General features: G+C 58.1%; 30 protein-coding genes and 1 tRNA gene. 11 read left to right on the top strand and 20 right to left on the bottom strand.

The window, feature by feature from the left end; translation table 11 throughout:
• The first annotated feature begins 95 nt into the window (after nt 1–95).
• Nucleotides 96–863, top strand: coding sequence for a class III extradiol ring-cleavage dioxygenase (locus tag AWM69_RS13580; RefSeq protein ID WP_218727163.1), 768 nt, complete (start codon nt 96–98; stop codon nt 861–863).
• Between the two features lie 113 nt (nt 864–976).
• Here AWM69_RS13580 and AWM69_RS13575 read toward each other — a convergent pair whose 3' ends face one another.
• Nucleotides 977–2647, bottom strand: coding sequence for a DEAD/DEAH box helicase (locus tag AWM69_RS13575; protein ID WP_048382295.1), 1671 nt, complete (start codon nt 2645–2647; stop codon nt 977–979).
• Between the two features lie 371 nt (nt 2648–3018).
• Nucleotides 3019–3774: a spermidine synthase gene (locus tag AWM69_RS13570; protein WP_048382294.1), complete on the bottom strand. Its 756-nt coding sequence runs from the start codon at nt 3772–3774 to the stop codon at nt 3019–3021.
• 159 nt (nt 3775–3933) lie between these two features.
• Here AWM69_RS13570 and AWM69_RS13565 point away from each other — a divergent pair, with 159 nt between their 5' ends.
• On the top strand, nt 3934–5280 hold the full coding sequence (locus tag AWM69_RS13565) for a class II 3-deoxy-7-phosphoheptulonate synthase (protein ID WP_131655352.1): 1347 nt from the start codon (nt 3934–3936) through the stop codon (nt 5278–5280).
• Between the two features lie 69 nt (nt 5281–5349).
• On the opposite strand, the gene AWM69_RS13560 is transcribed toward AWM69_RS13565, so the two are convergent.
• Entirely contained in the window at nt 5350–5571 is a 222-nt protein-coding gene (locus AWM69_RS13560; protein ID WP_218727161.1) for a DUF1127 domain-containing protein, read from the bottom strand.
• Nucleotides 5572–5667: 96 nt separating this feature from the next.
• Here AWM69_RS13560 and AWM69_RS13555 point away from each other — a divergent pair, with 96 nt between their 5' ends.
• A complete protein-coding gene (locus AWM69_RS13555) occupies nt 5668–6525 on the top strand; it encodes a LysR substrate-binding domain-containing protein (RefSeq protein WP_048382291.1) in 858 nt (285 codons plus the stop codon).
• On the opposite strand, the gene AWM69_RS13550 is transcribed toward AWM69_RS13555, so the two are convergent.
• The 3 genes from AWM69_RS13550 to earP all read right to left on the bottom strand — a co-directional run bounded on the left by AWM69_RS13550 (nt 6515) and on the right by earP (nt 9167).
• Nucleotides 6515–7267, bottom strand: a complete 753-nt coding sequence (locus AWM69_RS13550) for a sulfite exporter TauE/SafE family protein (protein ID WP_131655354.1) — start codon at nt 7265–7267, stop codon at nt 6515–6517. The genes AWM69_RS13555 and AWM69_RS13550 overlap by 11 nt on opposite strands.
• 141 nt (nt 7268–7408) lie before the next feature.
• The gene (locus AWM69_RS13545) at nt 7409–7981 is read right to left on the bottom strand and encodes an elongation factor P (RefSeq protein WP_048382289.1); all 573 of its coding nucleotides are present in this window, start codon (nt 7979–7981) and stop codon (nt 7409–7411) included.
• A gap of 49 nt (nt 7982–8030) precedes the next feature.
• Nucleotides 8031–9167, bottom strand: a complete 1137-nt coding sequence (gene earP, locus AWM69_RS13540) for an elongation factor P maturation arginine rhamnosyltransferase EarP (RefSeq protein ID WP_218727159.1) — start codon at nt 9165–9167, stop codon at nt 8031–8033.
• A 159-nt stretch (nt 9168–9326) separates the two neighbouring features.
• Here earP and AWM69_RS13535 point away from each other — a divergent pair, with 159 nt between their 5' ends.
• Nucleotides 9327–9809 (top strand): GreA/GreB family elongation factor, encoded by a 483-nt coding sequence (locus AWM69_RS13535; protein WP_218727158.1) that lies wholly within the window; start codon nt 9327–9329, stop codon nt 9807–9809.
• Nucleotides 9810–9846: 37 nt separating this feature from the next.
• Here AWM69_RS13535 and AWM69_RS13530 read toward each other — a convergent pair whose 3' ends face one another.
• Nucleotides 9847–10098 carry a hypothetical protein gene (locus tag AWM69_RS13530; RefSeq protein ID WP_003446553.1) on the bottom strand — a complete coding sequence of 84 codons (252 nt, stop codon included), beginning with the start codon at nt 10096–10098 and terminating at the stop codon, nt 9847–9849.
• A gap of 178 nt (nt 10099–10276) precedes the next feature.
• Between AWM69_RS13530 and AWM69_RS13525 the strand changes: the two genes are divergently transcribed.
• Nucleotides 10277–10597 (top strand): YqjD family protein, encoded by a 321-nt coding sequence (locus AWM69_RS13525; protein ID WP_048382286.1) that lies wholly within the window; start codon nt 10277–10279, stop codon nt 10595–10597.
• Nucleotides 10598–10602: 5 nt separating this feature from the next.
• Here AWM69_RS13525 and AWM69_RS13520 read toward each other — a convergent pair whose 3' ends face one another.
• A complete protein-coding gene (locus AWM69_RS13520) occupies nt 10603–10746 on the bottom strand; it encodes a hypothetical protein (protein WP_218727156.1) in 144 nt (47 codons plus the stop codon).
• 41 nt (nt 10747–10787) lie between these two features.
• Here AWM69_RS13520 and AWM69_RS13515 point away from each other — a divergent pair, with 41 nt between their 5' ends.
• A complete protein-coding gene (locus AWM69_RS13515) occupies nt 10788–11990 on the top strand; it encodes an MFS transporter (RefSeq protein ID WP_131655357.1) in 1203 nt (400 codons plus the stop codon).
• 106 nt (nt 11991–12096) lie between these two features.
• Nucleotides 12097–12393, top strand: a complete 297-nt coding sequence (locus AWM69_RS13510; protein ID WP_218727154.1) for a DUF6388 family protein — start codon at nt 12097–12099, stop codon at nt 12391–12393.
• 53 nt (nt 12394–12446) lie between these two features.
• Here the strand turns inward: AWM69_RS13510 and AWM69_RS13505 are convergent, their stop codons facing one another.
• From AWM69_RS13505 to AWM69_RS13495, 3 genes are all read right to left on the bottom strand, one after another.
• The gene (locus tag AWM69_RS13505; protein WP_131655358.1) at nt 12447–12977 is read right to left on the bottom strand and encodes a DUF4142 domain-containing protein; all 531 of its coding nucleotides are present in this window, start codon (nt 12975–12977) and stop codon (nt 12447–12449) included.
• Between the two features lie 490 nt (nt 12978–13467).
• A tRNA-Ser gene (locus tag AWM69_RS13500) sits at nt 13468–13557 on the bottom strand.
• A gap of 8 nt (nt 13558–13565) precedes the next feature.
• Entirely contained in the window at nt 13566–13778 is a 213-nt protein-coding gene (locus AWM69_RS13495; RefSeq protein ID WP_218727152.1) for a hypothetical protein, read from the bottom strand.
• An 88-nt stretch (nt 13779–13866) separates the two neighbouring features.
• Here AWM69_RS13495 and AWM69_RS13490 point away from each other — a divergent pair, with 88 nt between their 5' ends.
• From AWM69_RS13490 to AWM69_RS13480, 3 genes are all read left to right on the top strand, one after another.
• Nucleotides 13867–14556 carry a crotonase/enoyl-CoA hydratase family protein gene (locus AWM69_RS13490; RefSeq protein WP_218727151.1) on the top strand — a complete coding sequence of 230 codons (690 nt, stop codon included), beginning with the start codon at nt 13867–13869 and terminating at the stop codon, nt 14554–14556.
• Nucleotides 14557–14771: 215 nt separating this feature from the next.
• Nucleotides 14772–15554 carry a 1-acyl-sn-glycerol-3-phosphate acyltransferase gene (locus AWM69_RS13485; RefSeq protein WP_218727149.1) on the top strand — a complete coding sequence of 261 codons (783 nt, stop codon included), beginning with the start codon at nt 14772–14774 and terminating at the stop codon, nt 15552–15554.
• Nucleotides 15555–15636: 82 nt separating this feature from the next.
• Entirely contained in the window at nt 15637–16608 is a 972-nt protein-coding gene (locus AWM69_RS13480) for a magnesium and cobalt transport protein CorA (RefSeq protein ID WP_218727147.1), read from the top strand.
• A gap of 34 nt (nt 16609–16642) precedes the next feature.
• Here AWM69_RS13480 and AWM69_RS13475 read toward each other — a convergent pair whose 3' ends face one another.
• Nucleotides 16643–17368: an amidotransferase gene (locus tag AWM69_RS13475; RefSeq protein ID WP_218727146.1), complete on the bottom strand. Its 726-nt coding sequence runs from the start codon at nt 17366–17368 to the stop codon at nt 16643–16645.
• 661 nt (nt 17369–18029) lie between these two features.
• Between AWM69_RS13475 and AWM69_RS13470 the strand changes: the two genes are divergently transcribed.
• Nucleotides 18030–18827, top strand: a complete 798-nt coding sequence (locus tag AWM69_RS13470; RefSeq protein ID WP_218727144.1) for a cytochrome c — start codon at nt 18030–18032, stop codon at nt 18825–18827.
• Nucleotides 18828–18950: 123 nt separating this feature from the next.
• On the opposite strand, the gene AWM69_RS13465 is transcribed toward AWM69_RS13470, so the two are convergent.
• The 8 genes from AWM69_RS13465 to AWM69_RS13430 all read right to left on the bottom strand — a co-directional run bounded on the left by AWM69_RS13465 (nt 18951) and on the right by AWM69_RS13430 (nt 24957).
• The gene (locus AWM69_RS13465) at nt 18951–19292 is read right to left on the bottom strand and encodes a ribonuclease E inhibitor RraB (protein ID WP_131655261.1); all 342 of its coding nucleotides are present in this window, start codon (nt 19290–19292) and stop codon (nt 18951–18953) included.
• Between the two features lie 272 nt (nt 19293–19564).
• Nucleotides 19565–20167: an START domain-containing protein gene (locus AWM69_RS13460; RefSeq protein WP_131655262.1), complete on the bottom strand. Its 603-nt coding sequence runs from the start codon at nt 20165–20167 to the stop codon at nt 19565–19567.
• A 47-nt stretch (nt 20168–20214) separates the two neighbouring features.
• Nucleotides 20215–20469, bottom strand: coding sequence for a YkgJ family cysteine cluster protein (locus AWM69_RS13455; RefSeq protein ID WP_131655263.1), 255 nt, complete (start codon nt 20467–20469; stop codon nt 20215–20217).
• Nucleotides 20470–20622: 153 nt separating this feature from the next.
• On the bottom strand, nt 20623–21096 hold the full coding sequence (locus AWM69_RS13450; protein WP_218727143.1) for a translation initiation factor 2: 474 nt from the start codon (nt 21094–21096) through the stop codon (nt 20623–20625).
• 103 nt (nt 21097–21199) lie between these two features.
• Entirely contained in the window at nt 21200–22639 is a 1440-nt protein-coding gene (locus AWM69_RS13445; protein WP_218727141.1) for a PLP-dependent aminotransferase family protein, read from the bottom strand.
• A gap of 321 nt (nt 22640–22960) precedes the next feature.
• Nucleotides 22961–23776 carry an OmpA family protein gene (locus AWM69_RS13440; protein WP_131655265.1) on the bottom strand — a complete coding sequence of 272 codons (816 nt, stop codon included), beginning with the start codon at nt 23774–23776 and terminating at the stop codon, nt 22961–22963.
• The gene (locus AWM69_RS13435; protein WP_218727139.1) at nt 23773–24129 is read right to left on the bottom strand and encodes a DUF4398 domain-containing protein; all 357 of its coding nucleotides are present in this window, start codon (nt 24127–24129) and stop codon (nt 23773–23775) included. Before AWM69_RS13435 ends, AWM69_RS13440 begins: the two co-directional genes overlap by 4 nt.
• Nucleotides 24130–24138: 9 nt before the next feature.
• Nucleotides 24139–24957 carry an ABC transporter substrate-binding protein gene (locus tag AWM69_RS13430; RefSeq protein ID WP_218727137.1) on the bottom strand — a complete coding sequence of 273 codons (819 nt, stop codon included), beginning with the start codon at nt 24955–24957 and terminating at the stop codon, nt 24139–24141.
• Nucleotides 24958–25148: the final 191 nt, after the last annotated feature.

The raw sequence follows: 25148 nt of genomic DNA, 5'->3' as shown, positions 1-25148 counted from the left end.
CCTTTAAATTCGATAAATAAGCACTAAAACTTATATTGGATTTAGATCAATGATCCGACTGAAGATAGCGCATCTTACCTCTGAGGACCCTCACCATGCTGCCCAGCCTGTTCATCTCGCACGGCTCCCCGATGCTCGCGCTGGAGCCCGGCGCCAGCGGTCCTGCCTTGAAGCGCCTGGCCGCCGGGCTACCCCGCCCAAAAGCGATCGTACTGGTATCGGCCCACTGGGAAAGCCCTGAACTGAGTGTCACCAGTCACCCCGCACCGGCCACCTGGCATGATTTTGGAGGCTTCCCCCCTGCCCTGTTTGCCGTGCAATACCCGGCCCCGGGCGAACCCGCCCTGGCCGCACGGATTGTTGAGCTGCTCGCAGCCCACGGCCTGACGGCCAGGCTGGACGCCAAACGGCCATTCGACCACGGCGCCTGGGTACCAATGTCATTGATGTACCCAGCGGCCGACATTCCGCTCGTACAAATCTCGCTGCCCAGCCAGCTCGGCCCGACAGGTCAAACCGAGATAGGCCGTGCGCTGTCCAGCTTGCGCAACGAAGACATTTTGCTCATTGGCTCGGGCAGCATCACTCATAACCTGCGCGAACTGGACTGGCAGGCAGGGCCTGAAAGCATTGAGCCGTGGGCCAAGGCCTTTCGCGACTGGATGATCGACAAGCTCACCGCTGACGATGAAATTGCACTTCACGATTACCGTCGTCATGCGCCGTTTGCAGTGCGCAGCCACCCCACTGACGAACATCTGTTGCCGCTGTATTTTGCCCGCGGGGCAGGCGGGTCGTTCGGCCTGGCTCACCAGGGCTGGACTCTGGGCGCGCTGGGGATGGATATCTACCGGTTTGATTGACCCAAATCTGTAGCCCTTATCGCAGCCTGCGCCAGCGTCTACAGCAAATTGCAGGCAAAAAAATCCCCGAACCAGTCGGGGATTTTTTTAGCGATCAATCACTGCAGCAGTGATTAATCTTCGCGATAGCGACGCAGCTTGAGCTGCTTGCCGGCAACGCGGGTGTCTTTCAACTTAGCCAGCAGTTTTTCCAGGCCATCTTCCGGCAGTTCTACCAGGCTGAAGCTGTCACGCACCTGGATGCGACCGATTGCTTCACGTGCCAGGCCACCCTCATTGAGGATAGCGCCCAGCAGGTTCTTGGCAGCGATACCATCACGCGCACCCAGCGCGGTACGGCAACGAGCACGGCCTTCGGCCAATGGAACCGGAGCACGACGCTCGCGATCACCACGATCCGGACGGTCACCCGAACGCTCGGAACGCTCACGCGGTGCGCTGTTAGGCACCAGTGGACGCTCACGCTCGATGGCAGCCAGGGTCAGGGCCTGACCGTTGGTTGCCTTGCGCAGCAGGGCTGCGGCCAGGGCACGCGGGCTGCAACCGATATCGGCAGTCAGACGATCCAGCAACTCGCCATGAGTCGATTCAGCGTCAGCAACCAGTGGCGCCAGGCTGTTGGTCAGTTTCTTGATGCGTGCATCGAGAACGGCCTGAGCATCCGGCAGGCGGACTTCAGCAACCTTTTGACCGGTTACACGCTCAATCACTTGCAGCATACGGCGCTCACGCGGCGTTACCAGCAACAGCGCACGACCTTCGCGACCTGCACGGCCAGTACGGCCGATACGGTGAACGTAGGACTCTGGATCGTAAGGCATGTCAACGTTGAACACGTGGGTGATACGTGGAACGTCGAGACCACGAGCAGCTACGTCAGTCGCTACAACGATGTCCAGACGGCCATCCTTGAGGGAATCGATAACGCGCTCACGCTGGTTCTGAGCAATGTCACCGTTCAGCGCAGCGGCTTTGTAGCCTTTGGCTTCAAGGGCGCTGGCCAGATCCAGGGTCGCTTGCTTGGTACGCACAAACATGATCAGCGCGTCGAAATCTTCAACTTCCAGCAGGCTCAATACAGCCGAGGTCTTCTGGTCAGCGTGAACCAACAGGTGAGCCTGTTCGATCGCGGTAACGGTCTGAGTCTTGGTCTGGATCTTCACGTGTTGCGGATCGCGCAGATGGCGTTCAGCAATGGCACGGATCGACTGCGGCAAGGTTGCCGAGAACAATACGGTCTGACGGGTCGGTGGCAAGGCCTTGAAGATAACTTCGAGGTCGTCCATGAAACCCAGTTTGAGCATTTCGTCGGCTTCGTCGAGAACCAGGTGGTTCACGGTTGCCAATACTTTTTCGTCACGACGCAAGTGGTCGCACAGACGGCCCGGAGTGGCGACAACGATCTGTGCGCCATTACGGATTGCTTTCAGTTGTGGGCCCATCGGGGCGCCGCCGTAAACGGCTACAACAGTAACGCCCGGCATTTGCTTGGCGTAGGTTTCGAAAGCGGTTGCTACTTGCAGCGCCAACTCACGGGTTGGCGCCAGGATCAGGGCTTGCGGCTCGCGCTTAGCAGGATCGATGCGGTGCAGGATCGGCAGGGCGAACGCGGCGGTTTTACCCGTACCGGTTTGCGCCTGACCAATCATGTCGTGACCGGCCATGATGATCGGGATCGATTGCTGCTGAATAGCCGAAGGCTCTTCGTAGCCAGTCGCGATGACGGCTGCAAGAATATTCGGATTAAGATTAAAAGCGGCGAAGCCGCCGGTTTCCTGGGTCATGGGTCTGCCTCTAAGTGCATCCGCAAAGACCCATGCTCCAAAGCTGCGCATGCCGTGTAAGACTCAAGAGTCGCCCTGGCTGCTTTGTCGGCGGGGATTTGCGAAAACGTTTAAATGAATGGAGCGTTCAGGGTAGTCCGCGAAACGGACGAGCAGCCGAAGCGTGCTTCGGGAAATGCAACACCTAAACGTGGCCCGGCTAAAGGCCGGCGCGCACTATACCGGATTTATCAAAAAAAAGAAGCGCTTTTTTAGGGCGCAATCGTCTGTATGCCTCTACGGAGGGGGCTTTGACGATATTTTCGATCGCGAAAATATCGTCAGCCCCTGGCCCCGCAGGGGCAAACGCTAAAACGGTTCATCTTGTTGCGTCAGGTGGCCGGACGAATAGCCTTGATCAGCGACTCCAGCGAATAGCCCAGGCGTGGGGCCAGGGCTTGTGCCCGCGCCATCAGCGCGTCCATGTCCAGGGTCTGATCGAGATCGCCGGGAACCAGCAGGATAACGTTGCCTTCCTTGACGGGCAGTTCCCAGTAATGGCGATGGTACAAGCCACGGAACAGGGCCGCGCCTAGCGGTTTGCCGTCATCGGTTGCCCACTGATTAATGATGAGCCAGCCGTTGGGGGCGAGCTTCTTTTGGCAGTTCTCGAGGAATGTCCACGCCAGATGACCGGCAGCGGGGCCCAGGTCGTTGTACAGGTCGACGAAGATCAGGTCGGCGGGCTCGGCGCTGTCCAGCAGCTCCAGAGCATCACCGATGCGGATGTACAGCCGTGGGTCATCGTCCAGCCCCAGGTATTCGATGGCCAGACGCGGCACGTCGGGGCGCAGCTCAATGGCTTCAACATCTTCGAGGGGCAAAAACTTGAGGCAGGCTTGCGTCAGGGTGCCCGCCCCCAACCCCAGGAACAGAGCGCTTTCAGGGGCTTCAGGGCACAGTGCGCCAATCAGCATGGCGCGGGTGTAGTCGTATTCGAGCCAACTGGGATCAGCGGTGAATACACAACTTTGCTCGATCGCATCGCCAAATTCGAGGAAGCGGTAGTCTTCCACCTCCAGCACCCGAATCGTGCCGAAGTCATCATGGACTTCAGCGAGCAGACGCTCAACGCGCTCCTCAGACATTTCCTCTCCTTGCCGCGCCCCGGCCTGTCCCGGGCATCGCGTTAAAAAACTACCACTCGGCGCCGAGCAGAAAACGCAGATTGTCGGCCATTGCAGCGCAGCAGGTCACGCACTAATTGCTGCTAACATGCAGCATCCCCATGAATATTTGAGTCTGCGATGAGCCAACCCTGGAGCCCTGACAGCTGGCGCGCCCTGCCGATCCAGCAACAACCCCACTACCCTGATGCGGCTCATTTGCTGCGCGTCGAGCAAAGCCTGGCGAGTTATCCGCCGCTGGTGTTTGCCGGGGAAGCCCGTGAATTGCGCCGTCAATTTGCCGAAGTCACTCAGGGCCGCGCCTTTCTGCTGCAAGGCGGCGACTGCGCCGAAAGCTTTGCCGAGTTTTCGGCTGCCAAGATCCGCGACACCTTCAAGGTGCTCCTGCAAATGGCCATCGTCATGACATTTGCCGCGGGCTGCCCGGTGGTCAAGGTCGGGCGCATGGCCGGACAGTTCGCCAAACCGCGCTCGGCCAATGATGAAACGATCAACGGCATCACGCTGCCGGCCTACCGCGGCGATATCGTCAACGGTATCGGCTTCGATGAAAAAAGCCGCGTCCCCGATCCGGAGCGCCTGCTGCAGTCCTATCACCAGTCCACCGCCACCCTGAACCTGCTACGTGCCTTTGCCCAGGGCGGCTTTGCCGACCTGCACCAGGTGCACAAATGGAACCTGGACTTCATCGCCAATTCGGCGCTGGCGGAAAAGTACAGCCAACTGGCCACGCGCATCGACGAAACACTGGCCTTCATGCGTGCCTGTGGCATGGACAGCTCGCCTCAACTGCGCGAAACCAGCTTCTTTACCGCCCACGAAGCGCTGTTGCTGAACTACGAAGAAGCCTTTGTCCGCCGCGACAGTCTGACCAATGATTATTACGACTGCTCGGCGCACATGCTGTGGATTGGCGACCGAACGCGTCAGCTTGACGGGGCTCACGTGGAGTTTCTGCGCGGGGTGAACAACCCGATCGGGGTCAAGGTCGGACCGAGCATGAATACCGAAGAGCTGATCCGCCTGATCGACATTCTCAACCCCGATAATGACCCGGGCCGCCTGAACCTGATCGTGCGCATGGGCGCCAATAAGGTCGGCGATCATTTGCCGCAGCTGATCCGCGCCGTAGAAGGCGAAGGCAAGCAAGTGCTCTGGAGTTGCGACCCGATGCACGCCAACACTATCAAGGCCAGCAGCGGCTACAAGACCCGCGACTTTGCTCAGATCCTCGGCGAGGTAAAGCAGTTCTTCCAGGTGCATGAGGCCGAAGGCAGTTATGCCGGCGGGATTCATATCGAGATGACCGGGCAGAACGTCACCGAGTGCATCGGCGGGGCCCGACCGATCACCGAAGACGGCCTGTCGGACCGCTACCACACTCACTGCGACCCGCGGATGAACGCCGATCAGTCACTGGAACTGGCCTTCCTGATTGCCGAGACACTCAAGCAGGTCAGGCGCTGAATTGAAAAGCCCTCACGCCGCCGTCTCTTTGCGTAAGAAGGTGGCGCGAGGGCTTCAGGCGTTGCGGACTCACTTGTTGAACGGGTCATCCCAAAAAGCCCGATGGCTTTCGATCTCGATGTCCGCCCTGCTCAACCCAAGATCCTTGAGCGCCGCATCACTGATTTTCCTCAGGCTGGCCCTTTCCCGCGACAGCTGATGCCAGCGGGCGACGCGCACGAGCAAGCGTTTTACCCAGGATGAATGACTGTCGGGCTGTGCAACCCAGTACACACTTCTCAGACCTTTCATCGCTTGATACCTCCTTAGGGATGGCTCAAGTCTCAACCCGGGCATAAGATCAATCCAACGAATGTTTCTTATGTGACTCATCTGCGAGATTGATCAATGGCCGAATTCCCCAGCATCGATACCGACCTGCTGCGCACGTTCGCCGCAATTGCCGACCATGGCGGCTTTACCCGTGCAGCCGATGTCGTCAATCGCACGCAGTCGGCGGTGAGCATGCAAATGAAACGCCTGGAGGAGGATGTACTGCAATGTGCCCTGTTTCAGCGTGAGGGCCGCAATGTCACCCTGACAGCCGAAGGTGTGGTGCTGCTTGGTTACGCACGGCGAATCCTCAAGCTGCACAGTGAAGTGTTCAACACGCTGCGCCAGCCGCACATGGTGGGAACGGTCAAGATTGGCTCGCCCGATGATTATGTGATGCGCTTTTTGCCCGGCGTACTGGCGCGCTTCGCCCAGGACTACCCGTTGATCAACGTTGAGGTTCACTGCGAGCCTTCGGCGAACCTGCTGCAACGCAATGATCTGGACCTGAGCATCGTCACTCGCGAACCCGGCAGCGAGGTGGGCCAGATCCTGCGCCAGGAACGCTTCGTATGGATGGTGGCTCAGGGTTTTTCACCTCACGAACAAGCGACGCTGCCCCTGGCCATGTTCAATACCGACTGTTTTTGCCGGACCTGGGCCTGCAATGCGCTGGACGTCATGGGCCGCGCCTATCGGGTGGCTTACACCAGCGCCAGTCTGGCGGCGATCAATGCGGTCGTGAGCACCGGTCTGGCCGTAACGGCGCAGCTTGAGAGCTTGCTGACACCGGACCTGAGGGTGATTGGCGAGGAAGAACACCTTCCCCGATTGCCGTCGGCCAGCATTGTGCTGCTGCGCAACCCCAACAGCACCGCCTCCCCCATCATCGAATGCTTTGCGCAGTACATCGTCGACGGTTTTAAATCTTGATCGCGAGCAATGCTGCGCAGAGCAGCAAAAAGGCGCAGTAAAAGCCGCGCAGCTTACGTTCGGGCAGCGCGTGGGCCACTTTCACTCCCCAACTGATGCTCAGCATGCCGCCCACGGCCATCGGCACGCCCATCAGCCAATTGACCTCGTCATGCACTGCGTAAGTGAGCAGCGTCACGCTGGTACTCGGCGCTGCCAGCGCCAGCGAAAGCCCTTGGGCGACCACTTGGGAAGTGCCGAAGACGCTGGTCAAAACAGGTGCCGCCACTACGGCCCCACCCACACCGAACAAACCGCCTGTGGTACCGGCCACCGCCCCCAGCACGCCAAACCAGGGCCAGCCATAGCGTGCTCCCGTCACTGGCCGGGCAGGTTCGCCGTAGAGTTTGATCAGGTTGTAGAGCGTTATCGCCAGCAGAAAACCAATAAACCCCCAGCGAATACTCCGCGCATCCAGCCCGACAGCCAGCATCGAGCCCAGCCAGGCGAAGCAAAAGCTCATCACCACCAGCGGCAAAGCCTGGCGCAAATCAATGCGGTTTCGCTGGTGATAGCGGTACAACGCGACAAACACATTGGGCACCGACATGACCAGTGCTGTCCCTTGTGCAATCTGCTGATCCAGGCCAAACCACAACCCCAGCACCGGAATCGCGATCAGACCGCCGCCAATCCCGAACAAACCGCCCATCGCGCCCAGAACGATGCCCAAGGTTGTGTACATTGCAAAATCGATCAGCATTGCGCCCCCTCACTGTGAATGACCATGCTACCCAGTCGCCTGTCAGCGGCAAAGCTCAAATCCGGAGCTGCGCAGATTATCCGGGGCAAAAAAAACCCGGCAGTGAGGCCGGGCTTTTCAGTGGTGCGGTTAACGCAAGGTTTAAACCTTGGCGCGGCCCTTGTAGGAGCCACCGTCACGGGTATCGATTTCGATCCAGTCGCCGATTTCAACGAAATCTGCAACGCTCAGCTCGGTACCGTTTTTCAGTTTGGCAGGCTTCATCACCTTGCCCGAAGTGTCACCGCGAGCGGAACCTTCGGTGTAGTCAACCTGACGCACGATAGTGGTCGGCAGCTCTACGGAAACCAGACGCTCTTCGAAGAAGATTGCTTCGCAAACGTCGGTCATGCCTTCTTCGATGAATGGCAGAACGGCTTCGATGTCTTCAGCGTTCAGCTCGTACATGGTGTAGTCAGTGGTGTCCATGAACGTGTAGGTGTCGCCGCTGATGAAGGACAGGGTCGCTTCTTTGCGATCCAGGATCACGTCATCCAGCTTGTCATCAGCGCTGTATACGATTTCAGTCTTGTAGCCAGTCAGCAGGTTCTTCAGCTTGGTCTTCATGATTGCGCTGTTACGACCGGACTTGGTGAATTCAGCTTTCTGAACCAACCAAGGGTCGTTTTCGAGCTTGATGACTGTACCGGGTTTAAGCTCTTTACCAGTTTTCATTGCGAGTATCCGAATTTGGATTGAGATTTACAAAAATCTAGGCCGCGTATCATAGCCAATTTCGATAAAAGTGTACTAGCGCTTGCGCAAGATCAGCCTGTAAAGACTGTTGTAGACACCAGCGTTCGGCATGCGCAGTGAGCTCCGGCCAGTGTTCAAGGGTCGAATTCCACGCGCACCCCATGTCCGAGCCTGCATTCCAGGCTTGCCAGAGGGCATTAAACGCCTGTGCTGCGGCAGGTGAAAGACCTTTGAGGTAGACGTCGAGGAACGCATTGAGCTTGACCCAGTGCGCGTCCTCTTCCTGCTCATAGATATGCCACAGCAGCGGGCGCCCCGCCCACTGCGCCCGGACAAACGAGTCTTCGCCACGCACCGCGTTGAAGTCACAGCTCCACAAAATGTGGTCGTAGTCTTCCTGGCGGACGAACGGCAAGGCCTGGATCACCAGCGATCCCCGCTGCTCAACTGCTCCGAGCGGCAGTTCGCTGACCCCAAGCCAGCGCAACAGATCACCCATGATCCGGCCCTGAGGCACCAATAGATGCGTCGCCACGCTGCCCGCGGCCATCGCATCCAGCCAACTGGCCAGGCCGGCGTTTTCATAAGCAAACAAGGAAATCAGCCGGGCATTGTCGGCCGGGAACACACCCACCCCCCGCAAAAACTCGCTTCGCGCCCGTGGATCCTGCTCGAACGCTCGCCGACGCTGGATCAGGTCGGCCTCACGCAGTAGACCGCCGGTGCCCGCCTCGAACCCCGGGAAGAAGAACATGCGCTTCAGGCCATCCGGGCGCAAGGACGGCAACCCGTGACAACCGCTGACCCAGTCCTCAGCGCTCAAATACTCAAGATTGATCCACAGTGCCGGCTTTTCGCGGACCTTCATTGCCTGTAGATAGCCTTCGGGCAACTTGCAGGCGAACGCTTCGACCACCACATCGGCAACCTCTACAGAGGACGGCCACTGCAGCGGCCACTGGCACACCTCGACGCCCTGCCGGGTTTGCCGCAGCGCCGTGGCATCCGCGTCGGGGCACAGCGCAACGAATGCCTGCAAATCGTCAACCCACAGCCTGACCGCCTGCTGATGCTCGGCCACCATTTGTCGAGCCAAACGCCAGGTCACACCAATGTCGCCGTAGTTATCGACCACACTGCAAAAAATATCCCAGGAGGCTTTCATTCCGGGTTTCCTACATTAAAAAATTGATTGTCCGTATGAATCGACCCATACCGAAAGCTGAAGGCAGGTCATCTGCCGGGCGCTCGTGCGACAATCCTCGCTCGCCTGAACCCAGCGCCTGCCAAGCGGCGGCCATGCCCCTATTGAAACCCACGACCCATGAACAAGAACGCCGTCTACCTGCTGATGCTGGAAAAGCTTGAAGTTGACCTCGACGTGTTGCAACGCGCAGCGCAAACCGCCTACGAAGCTGCCACACACGAAGAAAACGTAGCCGAGAACAAATACGACACCCTCGGGCTTGAAGCCTCTTATCTGGCCACGGGCCAGGCACGCCGGGTAGAGGAAATTCGCCAGGCACTCAAGCACTGCCAGGCCATGAATCTCGCCCCCTGCAACGCTGCGCACGGCATTCAAATCGGTGCGCTGGTGAACCTGCAGGCCGAAAACGGCAGTGAGCAGTGGTTATTCCTGGCACCGGATGCCGCCGGCCTCAAGCTCAGCCACGACGGACACACGATCACCGTCATCACCCCGCGCTCCCCCCTCGGCGCGGCCTTGCTGGGCAAGCAACAGGATGATGAGGTGTGGATCAACGTGGGCGGCGTGACGCAGGGGTTTACCGTCTGCGTGGTTGATTGAGGGCAACCCCTGCAAAAGCCTGTTAAGGCGTATCCGGTTACTTGGCGGCCATCAGGCGATTGACTTCACTGCGTACCATATTGGCGTATTCCGGGGGCGACATCGCGTCCAGTTCCGAACGAACCCATTCAGCCCATTTGCCCTTGCGCTTGGCGCGCTCACCGAACAAACGCGCCGCGTCGCCTTTGGCCTTGCCCAGATTGCTCTGCCAAAGGTCGTACAAACGGGACTTTTCGTCTTCCAGTGCAGCACGCTCAGCGAGAGGCTTGTTGGCGAGGTTAAAGCTCATGAGGATTTCCTGCGGCGTAAATTAGGCGACATCTTACACCTTCAAAAGAACTGTCTCAGTCTGGTTTTTAACTACGCTGTCAGCTCAAGCTCCAGACCGGCCCAAAAACAGATGCAACTTTTTAGCACGGGCCTGACTCCATTACTCATCACCCTATTCACCTGCAAGGAGTACCGCAATGGCTCGAAAAAATGCCGTACAAGCCGCTGAAGATCAAATCAAGGATCAAGCGTTCAGCGAGCTGCAAGAATTGATTGCCGAATCTGACAAACTGCTCAAGGACAGCGCGTCACTGGTCGGCGAAGAGGGTGAAACCCTGCGGGCGCAGGTTGGCCTCAAGCTCAAGCAGGCGCTGGACTCGGTGAATAATGTGCGTGAGCGCACCAAACCTGTGGTGGACGCGACAGAAAGCTATATCGGCGGCCATCCGTGGCAGACCGTGGCCATCTCGGCCGGCTTCGGCTTGGTGGTGGGCCTGCTGTTGGGGCGCCGTAACTAACGCATTCAACGCCCTTTTTTAATACCGCCTGCGGCGATGTTATCGAAAAGGCTGTGCAACACACGAAGCCCCTCATCGTCTCGACGAGGGGCTTCGCGCTTCAAAAAGCAAAATTCTTTGACATATTCAGTGACATTCAAGGCAGGCATTCCCGATACTCCCCCGCTCTCTCACGCCAACGAGACAGCCAATGTCTGATTCCGCACCCGCTACCCAACCCCTGAGCACGGCCCTGATCCTGCTGATGGCGATCGCCACCGGCCTGGCCGTCGCCAGTAACTATTACGCGCAACCCTTGCTGCACACCATTGCTCAAGAGCTGGGTCTGGGCATGAGCAGCGCAGGTACCGTCGTGATCACCGCGCAATTGAGTTACGGCGCGGGCTTGCTGTTACTGGTTCCGCTGGGCGACCTGTTCGAGCAGCGTCGGCTGATCGTCAGCATGACGGTACTCAGCGCGCTGGGCTTGCTGCTCAGCGCCTTTGCGCCCTCCTTGACCTGGCTCCTGATCGGCACGGCCATGACCGGATTATTTTCAGTCTCGGCCCAGGTGCTGGTGCCCATGGCCGCCAGCCTTAGCGACCCGTCGAGCCGCGGCCGCGTGGTCGGCACTTTGATGAGCGGCCTGTTATTGGGCATTTTGCTGGCACGCACCGTGGCCGGCGCATTGTCATCGGCGGGTGACTGGCGAACCATTTATCTGGTGGCTGCAGGCCTGATGTTTATCAGCGCCATTGCACTGCAACGCGGCCTGCCCCGGCACCACCACAGCGCCGGCCTGAGCTATCCGGCGCTACTGGGGTCGGTGTTCAAGCTGTTTGTCGAAGAACCCATATTGCGCCTGCGCTCGATCCTGGGCCTGCTGACCTTCTCTTTGTTCGCCTTGTTCTGGACACCGCTGGCCTTTTTGCTGGCCGTACCGCCCTACAGTTTCTCGGACGCGGTGATCGGCCTGTTTGGACTCGCGGGTGCCGTTGGCGCAATCGCCGCAAACTGGGCCGGGCGCATGGCCGATCGCGGCAAAGGCCAGTTGGCCACCACCGTAGGGCTAATGGTTCTGCTCGGTTCCTGGCTGCCCATGGCCTTCGCCGGACATTCATTGGTGGCCCTGCTGATCGGCGTGCTGGCACTCGACTTTGCTGTCCAACTGGTTCACGTCAGCAACCAGAACGCCGTCTTCAAAGTCCGCCCGGCAGCGCGCAATCGCCTGAATGCCGGTTACATCACCTGTTATTTCATCGGCGGCGCACTGGGCTCGCTGGTCGGCGCTCAGACCTACCCCGCGTACGGCTGGGACGGCATTGTGATCGTTGGGGCCGTGGTCGCTACGCTGGCGCTGGCGATCTGGGGCTACACCTTGCAGCGAGAAAGCAAGCTGCAGCCCGTCGACTGACTGCCTATCTGGCACTTTCCATCACTTGGCGAACTCGCTAGCATGCGAGAAAACGCCCTGACGACGGTCTGCACACACAGACCGTTCCAACGATCCGAGACGCCACATGACCCCTAAAGAATCCCGTAACGAACTGGCCCTGGATACTTTCATCAAGGCGCACCCTGAACTGCTCGAAGAAATGAAAGAGCTGAGCGCCGAAGACCGCCAGCAGCAAATCCTCTGGGCCTTCGAGAATGAGGCCGACGACCTGGGTATCGAAGCCTGGGAGCTTGCCCTGCAATTGATCGCCCGCTCGCCCGAAGAGCTCGCGGCCATGCGCCTCGAAGTCCATCAGGAAGTCGCCGAGGCGCTGGAAATGAGCTGGGAAGAATACTGCGGGCTGAATGACATCGCCGTCTGACCCACCTCTCGCATGACGCAACGGTTGCCGTGCAACCGTTCGCCTGCGCAGCACTAAACGCCGGTATTACCCTTGATATGAGAAGCTGCCAGCTTCCTGGCCATGTCCAGGTGCATCTCCAGCTTAGGCAGGTACTTTTCGGCAAAAGCCTTCAATTCAGGCGAGCCGGGTTTGTCGATCTGTTCTTTGAACAGGGCAATTGCCTCCTCATGGGCCTTCATCTGATTGGCCACATAGGCCGCATCGAATGACTCGCCTTCCGGCACCTCAAGCATCATTTTCCTGGCCTTGCCGAGCACCTCCTCTTCGCTCGCCACTTTCAGGCCCTGCCTTTGCGCGAGATCCTTAAGATCCCGATTGGCATCCGTGTGATCCTTGATCATCTCAACCGCATAACTGTTGATATCCGTGGCAGAGGTTTTCTGAATCGCCAAGCGGCTGGTTTCAATCTCCGCAATCCCTGCCGCAGACGCCTCGTCAACAAAATCAGCCGGCGTCGCAGCCACAGCGGCCCCCGCCATGAATACGGCGCAAGCCAATGCGCAGCCAGTGACAAAACGTTTAGGGGCACTCGGGGTTTTCATCGCTTCCTCCAGAAAAAGGCAGGTTTATTCCCTGCAACGAATCTGAAGGCACCTGCCGGCAAAGGTTTAGAAAAACCCATCCCAACCGACGAGCGGTGACCTCGACTCACGAATACTGCGAGTCACACTTGGGCTCTGCTGCAGCGGATGCCGTACTTGCCCGGATCTTCGAGACACCGGAGCAATTGGAAACCTTCACAGGGCTCGAGCGTCCTTCATAGACGCCTCCGATGGGCCTTACCGGAGGGTGGGATGCATATCGCCTTGACCACAAACTCCACACCAATGCAGGGGTTGCGGTTCAGTGTTGAGGACAAGTCCGCCTGTGGACTGGCATTAGCCGCGGCTGACCCGCACCTGGCAGGGGGTTATTCACACCCAAGATGGGCCAAGCATGATTAAGCTCTATCGAACAGGCCCTTTTTCAGGCGCCAGAAACCACAAAACCCCCGGCTTCGCGTGGAAGACCGGGGGTTTTGCGTACTGAATGTGGCGGTGAAGGAGAGATTCGAACTCTCGATACAATTTCTTGTATACACACTTTCCAGGCGTGCTCCTTAAGCCACTCGGACACTTCACCGTATCTCTTCAAACATGTTCTGTCTGTCGAGGCGCGCTAATGTAGTCGAAAGCTTTCGATATGACAAATGTTTTTTTCAGAATTTTCATGCGCTTACGGGGCTCGAGGTTTTTGCCACTCGGGCATGGCGGGTGATTCTGCCATTTTCCGGGCTTGCCGCAGGCGGTGCTGGCCAGTACGGCCGCCGCAGCGCTGGTGTCTATATAGAAGGTGAAGGCCATTTCCCTGACTCACTGGTCAGTCTTAGCGCTTTACCTGCGCGGTGGGGCTGGGTAACGTCTGCTCCACTTCAATACAAGGAATTGCGCCATGAGTGACTTGATTTCCTATCTCCTGGAAGACGGTATCGCCACCCTGACCCTGAGCAATGGCAAGGTGAACGCTATCTCTCCGGATGTGATCGCGGCGTTTAACACCGCGCTGGATCAGGCCGAGCAGGATCGCGCCGTGGTCATTATCACGGGGCAACCAGGGATTCTGTCGGGCGGTTATGACTTGAAGGTGATGACGGCCGGTCCTCAGCAAGCCATTGAGCTGGTGCGTATGGGTTCAACCCTGGCTCGCCGCTTGCTGGCGCATCCATTCCCGGTGGTGGTCGCCTGCCCTGGCCATGCCGTGGCCAAAGGCGCATTTCTATTGTTGTCGGCGGATTACCGCATCGGCGTTGAAGGCCCATTCAGCATCGGGTTGAATGAAGTGCAAATCGGCATGACCATGCACCATGCCGGGATCGAGCTGGCCCGTGACCGGTTGCGCAAGTCGGCCTTCCATCGCTCGGTTATCAACGGCGAAATGTTCACCCCGCACAGTGCAGTAGACGCCGGTTTCCTTGATCAGGTGGTCACGCCCGAGGCGCTGCAGGCAACCGCCCTCGAGGTGGCGCGCCAATTGAAGAAGATCAACATGAAGGCGCACAAGAATACCAAGCTCAAAGTGCGCAAGGAGCTGCTGGAAACCCTGGACAAGGCGATCGAGCTGGACCAACACCACCAATTGTAATGTTGCGCCTCTGAAGAATACCTCCCGGCTGCCCCAGCGGCCGGGATCTGCTGCCCCTTCCCGCCGCTTGCGGACTGCCCCCCCTGCCCCGCCGCGCGCCAGCCTCGCCGAAACATATGCTTAAACATCCGCTATCTCCTACACGTGTCGGGGTAATTGCCGTAGACAGTGCACATCCGTACACTGCGCCAACTTTTGTTTTCGCGAGTCTGTAAATGCTACTTTCGATACGTATGTTGTTGATGAGCCTGCATTTTATGATCGCTGGGGTACTCGGTGTATTACTTGGTATGTGCCGCCCTTTTAACCCGGACAACAGCCGTCTGTGCGCGCGCCTGTACGCCTGGCCCTCCAAATGGATCCTGGGTTACAAGCTCAAGGCCGAAGTCGGCCCCTTGATGGACAAACCGCAGAGCTGCGTGATCATCGCCAACCATCAGTCCAACTATGACTTGTTTGTGTTCGGCAACGTGGTGCCTTACCGCACCGTGTGCATCGGCAAAAAAAGCCTGAAATGGGTACCGTTGTTCGGCCAGTTGTTCTGGTTGGCCGGTAACGTACTGATTGATCGGGGCAACGCCCATAAAGCTCGCAAATCGATGCTGGCTACCACCCGCACCCTGCAAGAGAAAGACACCTCGATCTGGGTCTTCCCGGAGGGCACGCGCAATCTGGGCAAAACCCTGCTTCCGTTCAAGAAAGGGGCATTCCAGATGGCGATCAGCGCCGGCGTGCCGATCGTACCGGTGTGCGTCAGCACCTACAGCCAGCACCTGAAGCTCAACCGCTGGCACAGTGCCGATATCCTGATTCGCTCCTTGCCGGCGATTCCAACTACCGGCCTGACGCTGGATGACATGCCCGCACTGATGGCGCAGTGCCGTGAGCAGATGCTCGACTGCATCGAAGCCATGGATCGCGAGCTGATTACCCGAAAAAATCTCCGCCTGCCGCCCGTGGCTGGTAGCAAGACCGCCGCATCTAACCCGAACCTCTGAACGTTTCTCGACTCAAAACGGGGCATTGCACGCTAAGCTGCATCCTGTGCCATAACCCTTTGAAGAAGAAGCGATTAGAACTATGGGGAGAGTCATTGCTGCCGCAGTCTACAGTGCGGGCAAAAAAGTCACCGATATCACGCTGGACGAAGGCATCGCCTGGGCTAACAAGCCCGGCCACTTCGTCTGGATCGGTCTGGAGCAACCCGACGCGCAAGAGCTGAACACCTTGCAACGCCAGTTCAAGCTGCATGAACTGGCCATCGAGGATGCGCTTGAGCAACACAGTCGGCCCAAGCTCGAAACATTTGGCGATGCGCTGTTTATCGTGATCTATTCGCCCGTTCGCCATGAGGGCAAACTGGAGTTCGTCGAAACTCACATCTTTGCAGGCAACGGTTACATCATCACCAGCCGCAACGGCCATTCTGCTTCATACAAATCCGTGCGCTCACGCTGCGAGGCGCGCCCGCTGCTGCTGGAGCATGGCGAAGACTTTGTGCTGTACGCCCTGCTCGATTTCGTGACCGAGAGCTACCTGCCCGTCAGCGAAGCCATCCACGCCGAAATCGACGCGCTGGAAAAAAGCATCATGGGCAGCGCCCTCAATGAAGCCGACATTGTGCAATTGCATGCCCTGCGCCGTGATGTGCTGCGATTGCGACGTTATGTGGCGCCTATGGTTGAAATCAGCGAAGAGCTGCAGCGACTGGCCTTCCCTTTTATTGATAAGAACATGCGCCCGTATTTCCGCGATGTGCAGATCCACGTTACCCGCCAGATGGAAGACCTCACCACCCTGCGTGATATCGCCTCCCAAACCATTGAAATCGTCGTACTGCTGGAGGCGTCGCGGCAAAGCAACGTGCAGCGCAAGTTCGCAGCCTGGGCGGCCATACTCGCCTTCCCTACCGCCGTGGCAGGGATATACGGAATGAACTTCCAGAACATGCCGGAGCTGAGCTGGCATTACGGCTATTTTGGCGTACTGGGCTTTATTGCCGTGGGTGTGACAGGGCTCTGGACCAGCTTCAAGCGCTCGGGCTGGCTGTAACCGGGGCAGGCGCGATCTACGCGCCTGCCCGCACTTAGGCCGACACCTGGGGTTTGTGGGCTACAAATCGCATCATCCACTCGGCCACGGTCTGACCGTGATGACCTTGATCCAGGCTGGCAATCCCGGTGTTATAGATCTGCTCGCCCAGATGCTCCTGACGCAAGTCGAGCAGAGCCCGCGAATAGTCATGGATGAACTCGGGGTGCCCTTGAAAGCACAGCACTTGATCATTGATGTGATAAGCCGCAAACGGGCAAAAATCACTGGATGCAATCACCGTGGCGTTTTCCGGCAGGGCTGTGACCTGGTCCTGATGGCTGATCAACAACGTCAACGCTTCAACCACCGGTGTCATCCAGGGCGCCCTGGCAGCCAGCCTGTACTGATGGGTGCCAACGCCCCAGCCCTGAGTGGCCCGCTCGCTTTTGCCACCCAGCAGCAATGCCAGCAACTGATGACCAAAGCACACGCCCAGCAGCTTGTCTCCCCGCTCGTAACGCGTCAGCAAGTAGCTTTTAAGGGTCTGGATCCAGGGATCGGCACCAAATGAGTCGGCTTTACTGCCCGTGACCAGATAGGCATCAAAGGCTTGATCGTCCGCCGGGTACTCGCCCTGCATCACGTTGAACACCGTGAACTCGGCCGCAATCGGCTGCGTGGAAAACAACCGCACGAACATTTGTCCGTAGCCCTGATATTGATCAACAAACTCTGGACGCAAAATGTCGGTTTCCAGAATGCAGATGCGTAGCGACATAAAAGTACCTGGCACGAAAAAGGCGAAAAAGATGAAAGCGGCACTGCAGAGCCTGCCTCGAAAGCGTATTTCAAGGCAAGTGCCACAGACCGGACCGACTCGCTCAACACGCCCGGACGAACGGTAGGAGCCTAAGCGTTATCCTCCCTGCCCAATCCATTGCGTCTAGCAACGGGCTGACAGAGCAACCTCGAAAATTCTAATAGCGTTTTAGAAACCTAATGCACCTGGATGATGTGAAAGGGTTCTAAGCCATGTGTTATACGGGCTCTAAGGTTAACTTTATCAACCACCGCAGCATTTATTTCAGGCTTTAGCGCCTGATGTGGCGTGTTGTCGTTCAGGAATAACAATAAAAGGCGGATCGCCATGTTCAAACACACGAAAGTACGTCAGGCCGGGCTTATTCTCTTTGCCACCACTTTGCTGCTGATTCTGCCGAATCTGACCAAGGTCATCGGCTAAGGCTCTGTCTGCCCGAGTTTATCGGCCATCGTCTGCGACGCGACGCTTGTGATTTAAAGTGACAGCCTCCACCCTTTCTCTTCAAGCCGAAACCGCGCCTGTTGCGCGCGGGCGTTCGGCCACATCCACCGCTGCGCAACGGGCGCCCGGTGACACTGCCATTGACTGAGGTCGCAATCAGCCATTGAAATACATAATGTTTTTGTTCGCCGCCCTCTTCAGCCTGCCACTGTGTGCGGCGCAACTTACGCTTGATCTGGGTGACCACAGCCGCACCTGGCAAACCGCTGACCTGCTGCTGCACCCTGCTACACAAACCCTGCACGTTGCCGATGATGTTTCGTACAAGCGGGACATGACGTACCGGGCGATCCCCATGTCGGTACTGCTTGAAGGCCTTAAACCCGAAGACCACTTGCAAGCGGTAGCGCTGGATGGATTTGCTGCCGAACTGACCGCAGCACCACTTCTGAGCCAAAGCGGTGCAAAAGCCTGGCTGGCGATTGAAGACCCTGCGCGGCCATGGCCACCCCTGAGCCAGAGCAAGCCCAGTGCCGGTCCGTTTTATCTGGTGTGGACCAACCCTCAAGCCAGCCACATCAGCCCCGAGCAATGGCCGTTTCAGGTTGCCCGCTTCACACGCCAATCACCCGTTGCAGAACGTTTCCCGGCTTTGCGTCCCGACGCCCGGCTGGCAGCCGACTCGCCCATCAATCAAGGGTTTGCACTGTTCCAAAAGCATTGCCTGGCGTGTCACCGCCTGAACGGTGCCGGTGACGCCCAATTCGGCCCCGACCTGAATGTTCCGCACAACCCGACGGAGTACTTCAGTGGCGACTTTCTCCAACAGTACATCCGCGACCCGCAAAGCCTGCGACACTGGCCCCAAGCGCGTATGCCGGGCTTTAACCCGAGCGTGTTGTCCGATACGGAGCTCGACCAGTTGATCAGTTACTTGCGACACATGGCCACGCGCAAGGTCACACTGCCTTGAAAGACGTTTGCCGCCGGGAAATGACAGAGGGTGTGGCATCCTGGCTGACACTCGCTGAAGCGCCTTGTAAAAACCAGAACGGCCAGCCCTGAGGCCAGCCGTTTGCATCTCACTTCACTGCATTCAGTTCAGCAGGCCACGCACCTCCTGCTTAACCCCCCAACCTTCGATGATCCCGCCCAGCGGTACCACGACCGCCTCAAAGTCCTGCTCAAAATCACCAATGCCGCCATAAGTGGCGTACATCAACTTGCTTAACTCCAGATGCCAGACACCGTCTTCACGCACGTTGATCTGGGCATTCAGCGACTCACCACAAAATTTTCCTGCAGCTCTGCGTGCGCCTTCCTCGTCAGGGAATACGGCGTAAAACTCAATGGGATGGATGCGTGCAAAATCAAAACCGCCTTCTTTCATGCGGCGCAGCACATAGCTGCTGAGGTCTTCTTGATGGGCTGTGCTCATGAAACGTCCTCCTCGCAATGGATAGACATTCAGCACTCCCCCAACAGCAACAGATTGGCTATGCAGGGGAGGAAATAAGCATGTAGCGAACAAGATCAGAGTCAGTCGATTACTTCGCTGCTCTGATTGCAGAGTAGCCTCAGCGCGTAATCTCTGCCAAGAGGAGAAACGAAAATAAGCGCGTTTGCGTGCGGGTCAGGCCACATTCTGCGGATTGGGGCCTGGCAACTGGACAGATGCGCTGTCCAGGGCCAGGCACGCTATGGCAGGGATTACTTCTCTGCGCGTGTTTTCAGGGCCTTGAGGGTATTGAACGGCGCATCGACCACGAACTTGTTGGCCAGCCACGACGGCACGCTGCCACCTGGCTCGGTGTGAACCTGGTAAGTCACTTCGGTCTGATCACCCTTGGGCACAAACTTCCAGAAACCCTCGACCTGAGAAACACGGACGAAGCCTTTTTCTTCAGGGATGTATTTGGGCTCGCCCTTGAGTGTGCGGGTCAAGCTGCCATCGGCACCTTCAGTGGTCGTCACCTTCAGCACCGAGTCGCGTGCCGTGACAGGCCAGGGGGTATTGAACTGAGTGTAGGTCCAGCTCTGGTTGCCCTCATGCTTGAGCAGCTTTTGCGATTTGCACTCATGAATCCAGGCGCAAGCGCCCGCCACGTCTTCTTGCAAGGCACGCAACGTGGTGATAGGTGCCTTGATCAGCGTGACGCCTTGATAAGCCTTGTACTGGGAGCCGGGGACTTCGCTCAGCGACACCTTGATGCCGTCTTCGTTTTTGGCGACTTTCCAGTCTTCTGCCTGAGCTACGCCCGTCAACAGAACGCTCAAACCACATGCCAATGCCACTCGATGCAATGAACCCATTGTCTTATTCCTTATTGTTGAAGGTTTGTTCATTGAACAACAACGCACTAGGCCGCGGTCATTTGCTCCCACCAGCCAATCAGATTGATAGCCTCTTCCCGGCTGCTGCCGCACACCTCGATATCCGCCTTGAAGGCACCGCATACGTCAGGGCGTTCCGGCTGCCCGAACAAACCGCACAGATAATCGACAGAGAGATGCACGCAACGCTCCCCCGCGGGTTTGCCATTGGGCATGCCAGGGATCGGTGTACTGATGGAAGGGGCTATGCAACAAGCGCCACAGCCTTCACGGCAATTCATGACGTTAGCTCCTCATTCGGGGCAAAGTGCGTTGATGACAAGGGATAGTACTCGCTGGAACAGGTGTTTGAAATTGACCGTTCAGCAGAATGTACGGATAAACGACAGTGACTGAGCAGTCAGTTTGGAAGCCCGTTTTCGAGCACTCGGCACTTATTGCTTGAACTCGAAATCCAGGGCGGCGCCGTCGATCTCCTTGTCGCGCCCTTCATTGCGTAGCTGAAGGTTCATTTCATTGTTGATCAAACGCCCATTGAGCTGAAAAGGGCTTTCAGCCTGGGGCTTCTCACCAAACATATTCGGCAACAAACGTTTGCGCTTGGGCTGCGTCACCGCACCCAATGGCTGGAGCTGCCTGACCATTTCTGGCGGCAAGCTTAAATCAAGCCGGGGGCTGGGCAAACGCTTTTTGGCGATTTCACGGGCGGACCTGGATTTGGATGAGATGGGTGCACGCTGTTTTGCCGGTACTTTTTTCGGACTGGCTGCGGCTTTTTTTTCCGTCGCGCAAGCGGTATGCGCCCTGGCCGTGGTCACAGACGGTGGTTGAGACGCTGTTGCCGCATCAGCGCCAAGCGCGGTCAGCATGCCCACCAATATGAGTCCCGCACAATAGGTCGCTTTCATGGCTCCACAGTTTTGACGGCCGGGGTGCGTATGCTCGCGCTTTACGCACAGGGTGACAAGTCAGATATTGGCACAATGCCATCCGCGGTAGCCACCCGGAGGATCAAAACAGGCCTGAAGCTTCCTGACAAAGCTGATTGGCAAGCATGCCCAACGTCATCAAAGCCCGCTCAGCCTCGCGGTTCCACGGGATCCCGCAGTTCAAGCGTATGCAATGGTTGAATTGTTCGGTGTTACTGAAGATCAGCCCCGGTGCGATGCTGATGCCTTGTTGCAGCGCCCGGACATGCAGCTCTTGAGTATTCACCCGACCTGGCAGGCTGACCCACAAGATGAAGCCGCCACTGGGACGTGACATTTGCGTACCTTCGGGGAAGTACTGCTGAACCGCCAACTGAAACGCGCTCAGATTCTTCCGGTACTCCTGACGGATGTATCGTAAATGACGGTCGTAGCCGCCATTTTCAAGATAGGCCGCCACGCCCATCTGCGTCACGCTGCACGCCGAATGGGTGGTAAAGGTTTGCAGGCGCTGGATCTCCTGCTGAAACTTGCCGGCGATCATCCAGCCGATTCGCACGCCCGGTGACAGGGTTTTGGAAAAACTCGAACAGTAAATCACCCGATCCAGCCGGTCGTAGGCCTTAAGGGCCTTGGTCCGCCCCACCTCGAACATCAACTCGCCATAGATGTCGTCTTCAACGATCTGGATATCGAAATCAGACGCCAGGCGCAGCAATTGCTTTTGTCGCTCTTCGGGCATCGTGCCGCCCAATGGATTGCTCAAGCGCGTCGTCAGTACCAACGCCTTGATCGACCACTGATTAGCGGCCAGCTGCAGCGCCTCAAGACTCATTCCCGTAGCCGGGTCGCTCGGGATCTCGATGACCTTCAAGCCCAGCAGATCGGCAAGTTGCAGCAATCCGTAATAGGTCGGGGACTCGGCCGCAATCAAGTCACCGGGACGGGTCAATACCCGCAGTGACATTTGCAGCGCATCGACGCAGCCGTGGGTGATGATGATTTCCGAAGGATCAACCACCACACCGGCATCACGCATGCGAATGGCGACCTGGCGGCGCAGCGGTTCAAACCCCGGGCTGAACATGTAGCTGAACGCCCGCGGACTATGAAAACGCGTGACCTTGGCCAGTTGCTGATGCAATGCACGCACGGGCAAGTAATCGACACTCGGCACTGCAGCGCCCAGCGGGAACACCCCTTCACGGCGCGATTCGACCAGGACTTGCTGGATGATGCTGCTGCGGGTGACCAGCCCCGGACGCTCAACCCTGGCGATGTCGGGCGTGGGGGCCGTCAGCGCGGGGGTCTGGTGCACGTAATAGCCCGACTGCGGCCGCGCCCGGATCAGCCCCTGATCTTCAAGATTGGCATAGGCCTGCAACACCGTGGCATGACTGACATTGAGCTGCGAACTCATCTTTCGCACCGAGGGCACACGCTCGCCCGGCTGGTACACGCCACGCCGGATGTCTTCAGCCAACTGCTGGGCAATACGTTGATAGAGCAAAAGATTGGTCATTGCGCAGCACTCGATGTTCAGGCATTTATTTTTGTATGAAGCATTTTTTGTGAAGAACAATACCGGAACAGTTTAGAAGTGTACGGGCACAATTGTCACCCATCTGAGCAGTACAGTCCTGATAGGGGGATAACTGTATGGGTACAGGTGGGCAAGCTAATGAAATCGGGAGCGTGCGAGCCAGGCGTTGCAGCGGCTACGGAGCGAAAAACGAGTGGACGGGATTTGTAGCCGCTGCCGCAGGCTGCGAAAAGGGCCGATGGCCCTTCAAGAGCGGAGGTCGCTCTCTGCAATCTGCGGCGCGCTGAACAGCTGTTGGGCTTAGCGCGCGGCGCCGAGCTGACCTTTTTCGTCTGAGAACACGATCTCGACGCGACGGTTCTGGGCCCGCCCACGCTCGGTGGCATTGACGTCCACCGGATACTGGTCGCCATAGCCTTCGACCTGAATGCGCTTGTCGTCGACACCCAGGTCGATCAGCACATTGGCCACCGCCTGCGCACGGTCACGGGACAACTTGAGGTTGTCTTCCTTGCCACCGGTACTGTCGGTATAGCCTTCGATGCGTACCACGCGCTTGGGGTTCAATTGCAGAAACTGCACCAACTTGAGCACCGTACGGTTGGCCGAGTTTTTCAGGTCGGCCTCACCGGTATCGAACAGCACATCGCCCAGCGTCATGACCAGACCCCGGTCGGTTTCAGTGGTGGCCAGGCTGATGATTTGCTCCTCCAGCCATTGACCCTGCTGCTGAACGCTCAGCAGCTTGGCTTCACGCAGTGCCAGCTGCAGACGCTGACGCTCCAGTTCGAGCTTGGCGGCACGCTCTTCGTTCAGCACCTGCTGAGTGTGCTCACGGGCAATTTCACTGTAGCGCTGGCTCAGATAGGCATAGTGCGCCACGTCTGCGCCGCTGCCCCAGTAACTGCTCAGGCGGTCAGCGCGGGCCAGGGACTCACCGGCCCGGATCACATCCTTGGGTGCGATGCGCAGTACGTTGCTGTCTTCCTTGACGATCTGGAAATCAGCACTGGCCTGCTGAACGGCCTGCTCGTTGCTGTGCTGCCCGGCGCAACCGGCCAGGCCGATGCAACCGAATACCAGCGCAGCGCTGAACACTCTGGACTCAGGGCTCATTGGGCCTCCGCCAGCTGTTTGCGCAAGCGCGCGATACGGGTATTGAGCACGTTCAACTGCTCCTGGCTCTTTTGTGTCAGTACGCGGGCCTCAGCCAGTCGCGCATCAAGTTCCGCTTGCTCGGCCAATATGCGGGCGTCCTTGAAGGATTGCTCGGTCATCTCGGCCTGGGCTTGCGCCAGCTTGCTTTCGGCTTGCTTGAACTCAGCCGTTTCGTCTGCACTTGCACCGACAGCCCTGGCTTGCTCCAGTGCTTGCCCGGTCAAACGCAATTGTTCATTCGGCGCCGGATCGGCTGCACAACCCGCCAGAGCCAGAACGGCAAGGGCAGCGAAAAGAGGTCGAATCGTCACTAAGTATTCCTACTGTTTTGGGGCGCTGAGCGGTTGTTGCAGCTGGGCTTTCCACCGCTCCAGATTGCGTTGCACTGCCGCCTCGGTCAGGCCGGAGGTGCGCAATTCTGTCATCTTTTTGGCGAGCTGTCCGCGCAACCACGGTTCATTGCAGGCCGAGTCATGGGAAACCGCCAAAAAAAGCCCTGGCTGATCGATGGGCAACGGGCGCGGCAAGAGGTCATCGGCAATGCCAAGGGTTTGTACCGTGGCCCTGCCGGAGTAGCGTCCTGCCAGCACGTATTCAACCTCGCCAAGCAGCAGCTTTTGAAAAGCGTGGGTCAGCCCGGGCTGACGCTCAAGGGTTAACTGTTGCTGCGCAAAGGTGTCGAATGTTTCGCTCAGACGGGCCTTTTGCGAAACCGCCCCGACATGCCCATGCAAATCGGCGGGGGTTTCATAGACCAGGGTCGAGGCCTTGCGCGTCCACACCAGATAGTCGTTACGCACCAAGGGTGGATGAATGTAATCGAGAGACAGGAGCCCGGCCAGCGTCAGCGGTGCATCCAGCAGCATGTCCATGCGCCCTGCCCGCACTTCGTCCTGGGCCTCGGAACGTTTTCCGCCATACAGCACTTCAACCTTGATGCCCAACCCTTGGGCCGCCTGCTGGAACAGGTCGGCACTGGCTCCGATCAAGTGACCCGGATCGGCAGGGTCACGCCACAGATAAGGCGGCGCATCCGGGCTGCCGGTTACAACCAGGCGCTCACACTTGCCTGCGGCTTCAGCCAGCACCGGCAACAGTGCCAATCCCAGCAACATCCTGCCCACCTGACGCACATCCATAAACAACCTCTGCACAAAGCCGATTCGAGGGCACTAAAAAGCCCGATCACTCAGGCCATGAAGAACCAGCTGAAACACTCGGTGTTTCGCCCGTCCCCACAGCCCGGATGACCGGGCTCTTTATAAGTGAAGCAACTGGATTAAACCAGCTTCTCCAGCTCAGGTACTGCTTCGAACAAGTCCGCTACCAG

The organism is Pseudomonas sp. D1HM, assembly GCF_019266105.1.
Lineage (GTDB): Bacteria > Pseudomonadota > Gammaproteobacteria > Pseudomonadales > Pseudomonadaceae > Aquipseudomonas > Aquipseudomonas taetrolens.
This window is presented reverse-complemented; position numbering and strand designations above follow the sequence as displayed.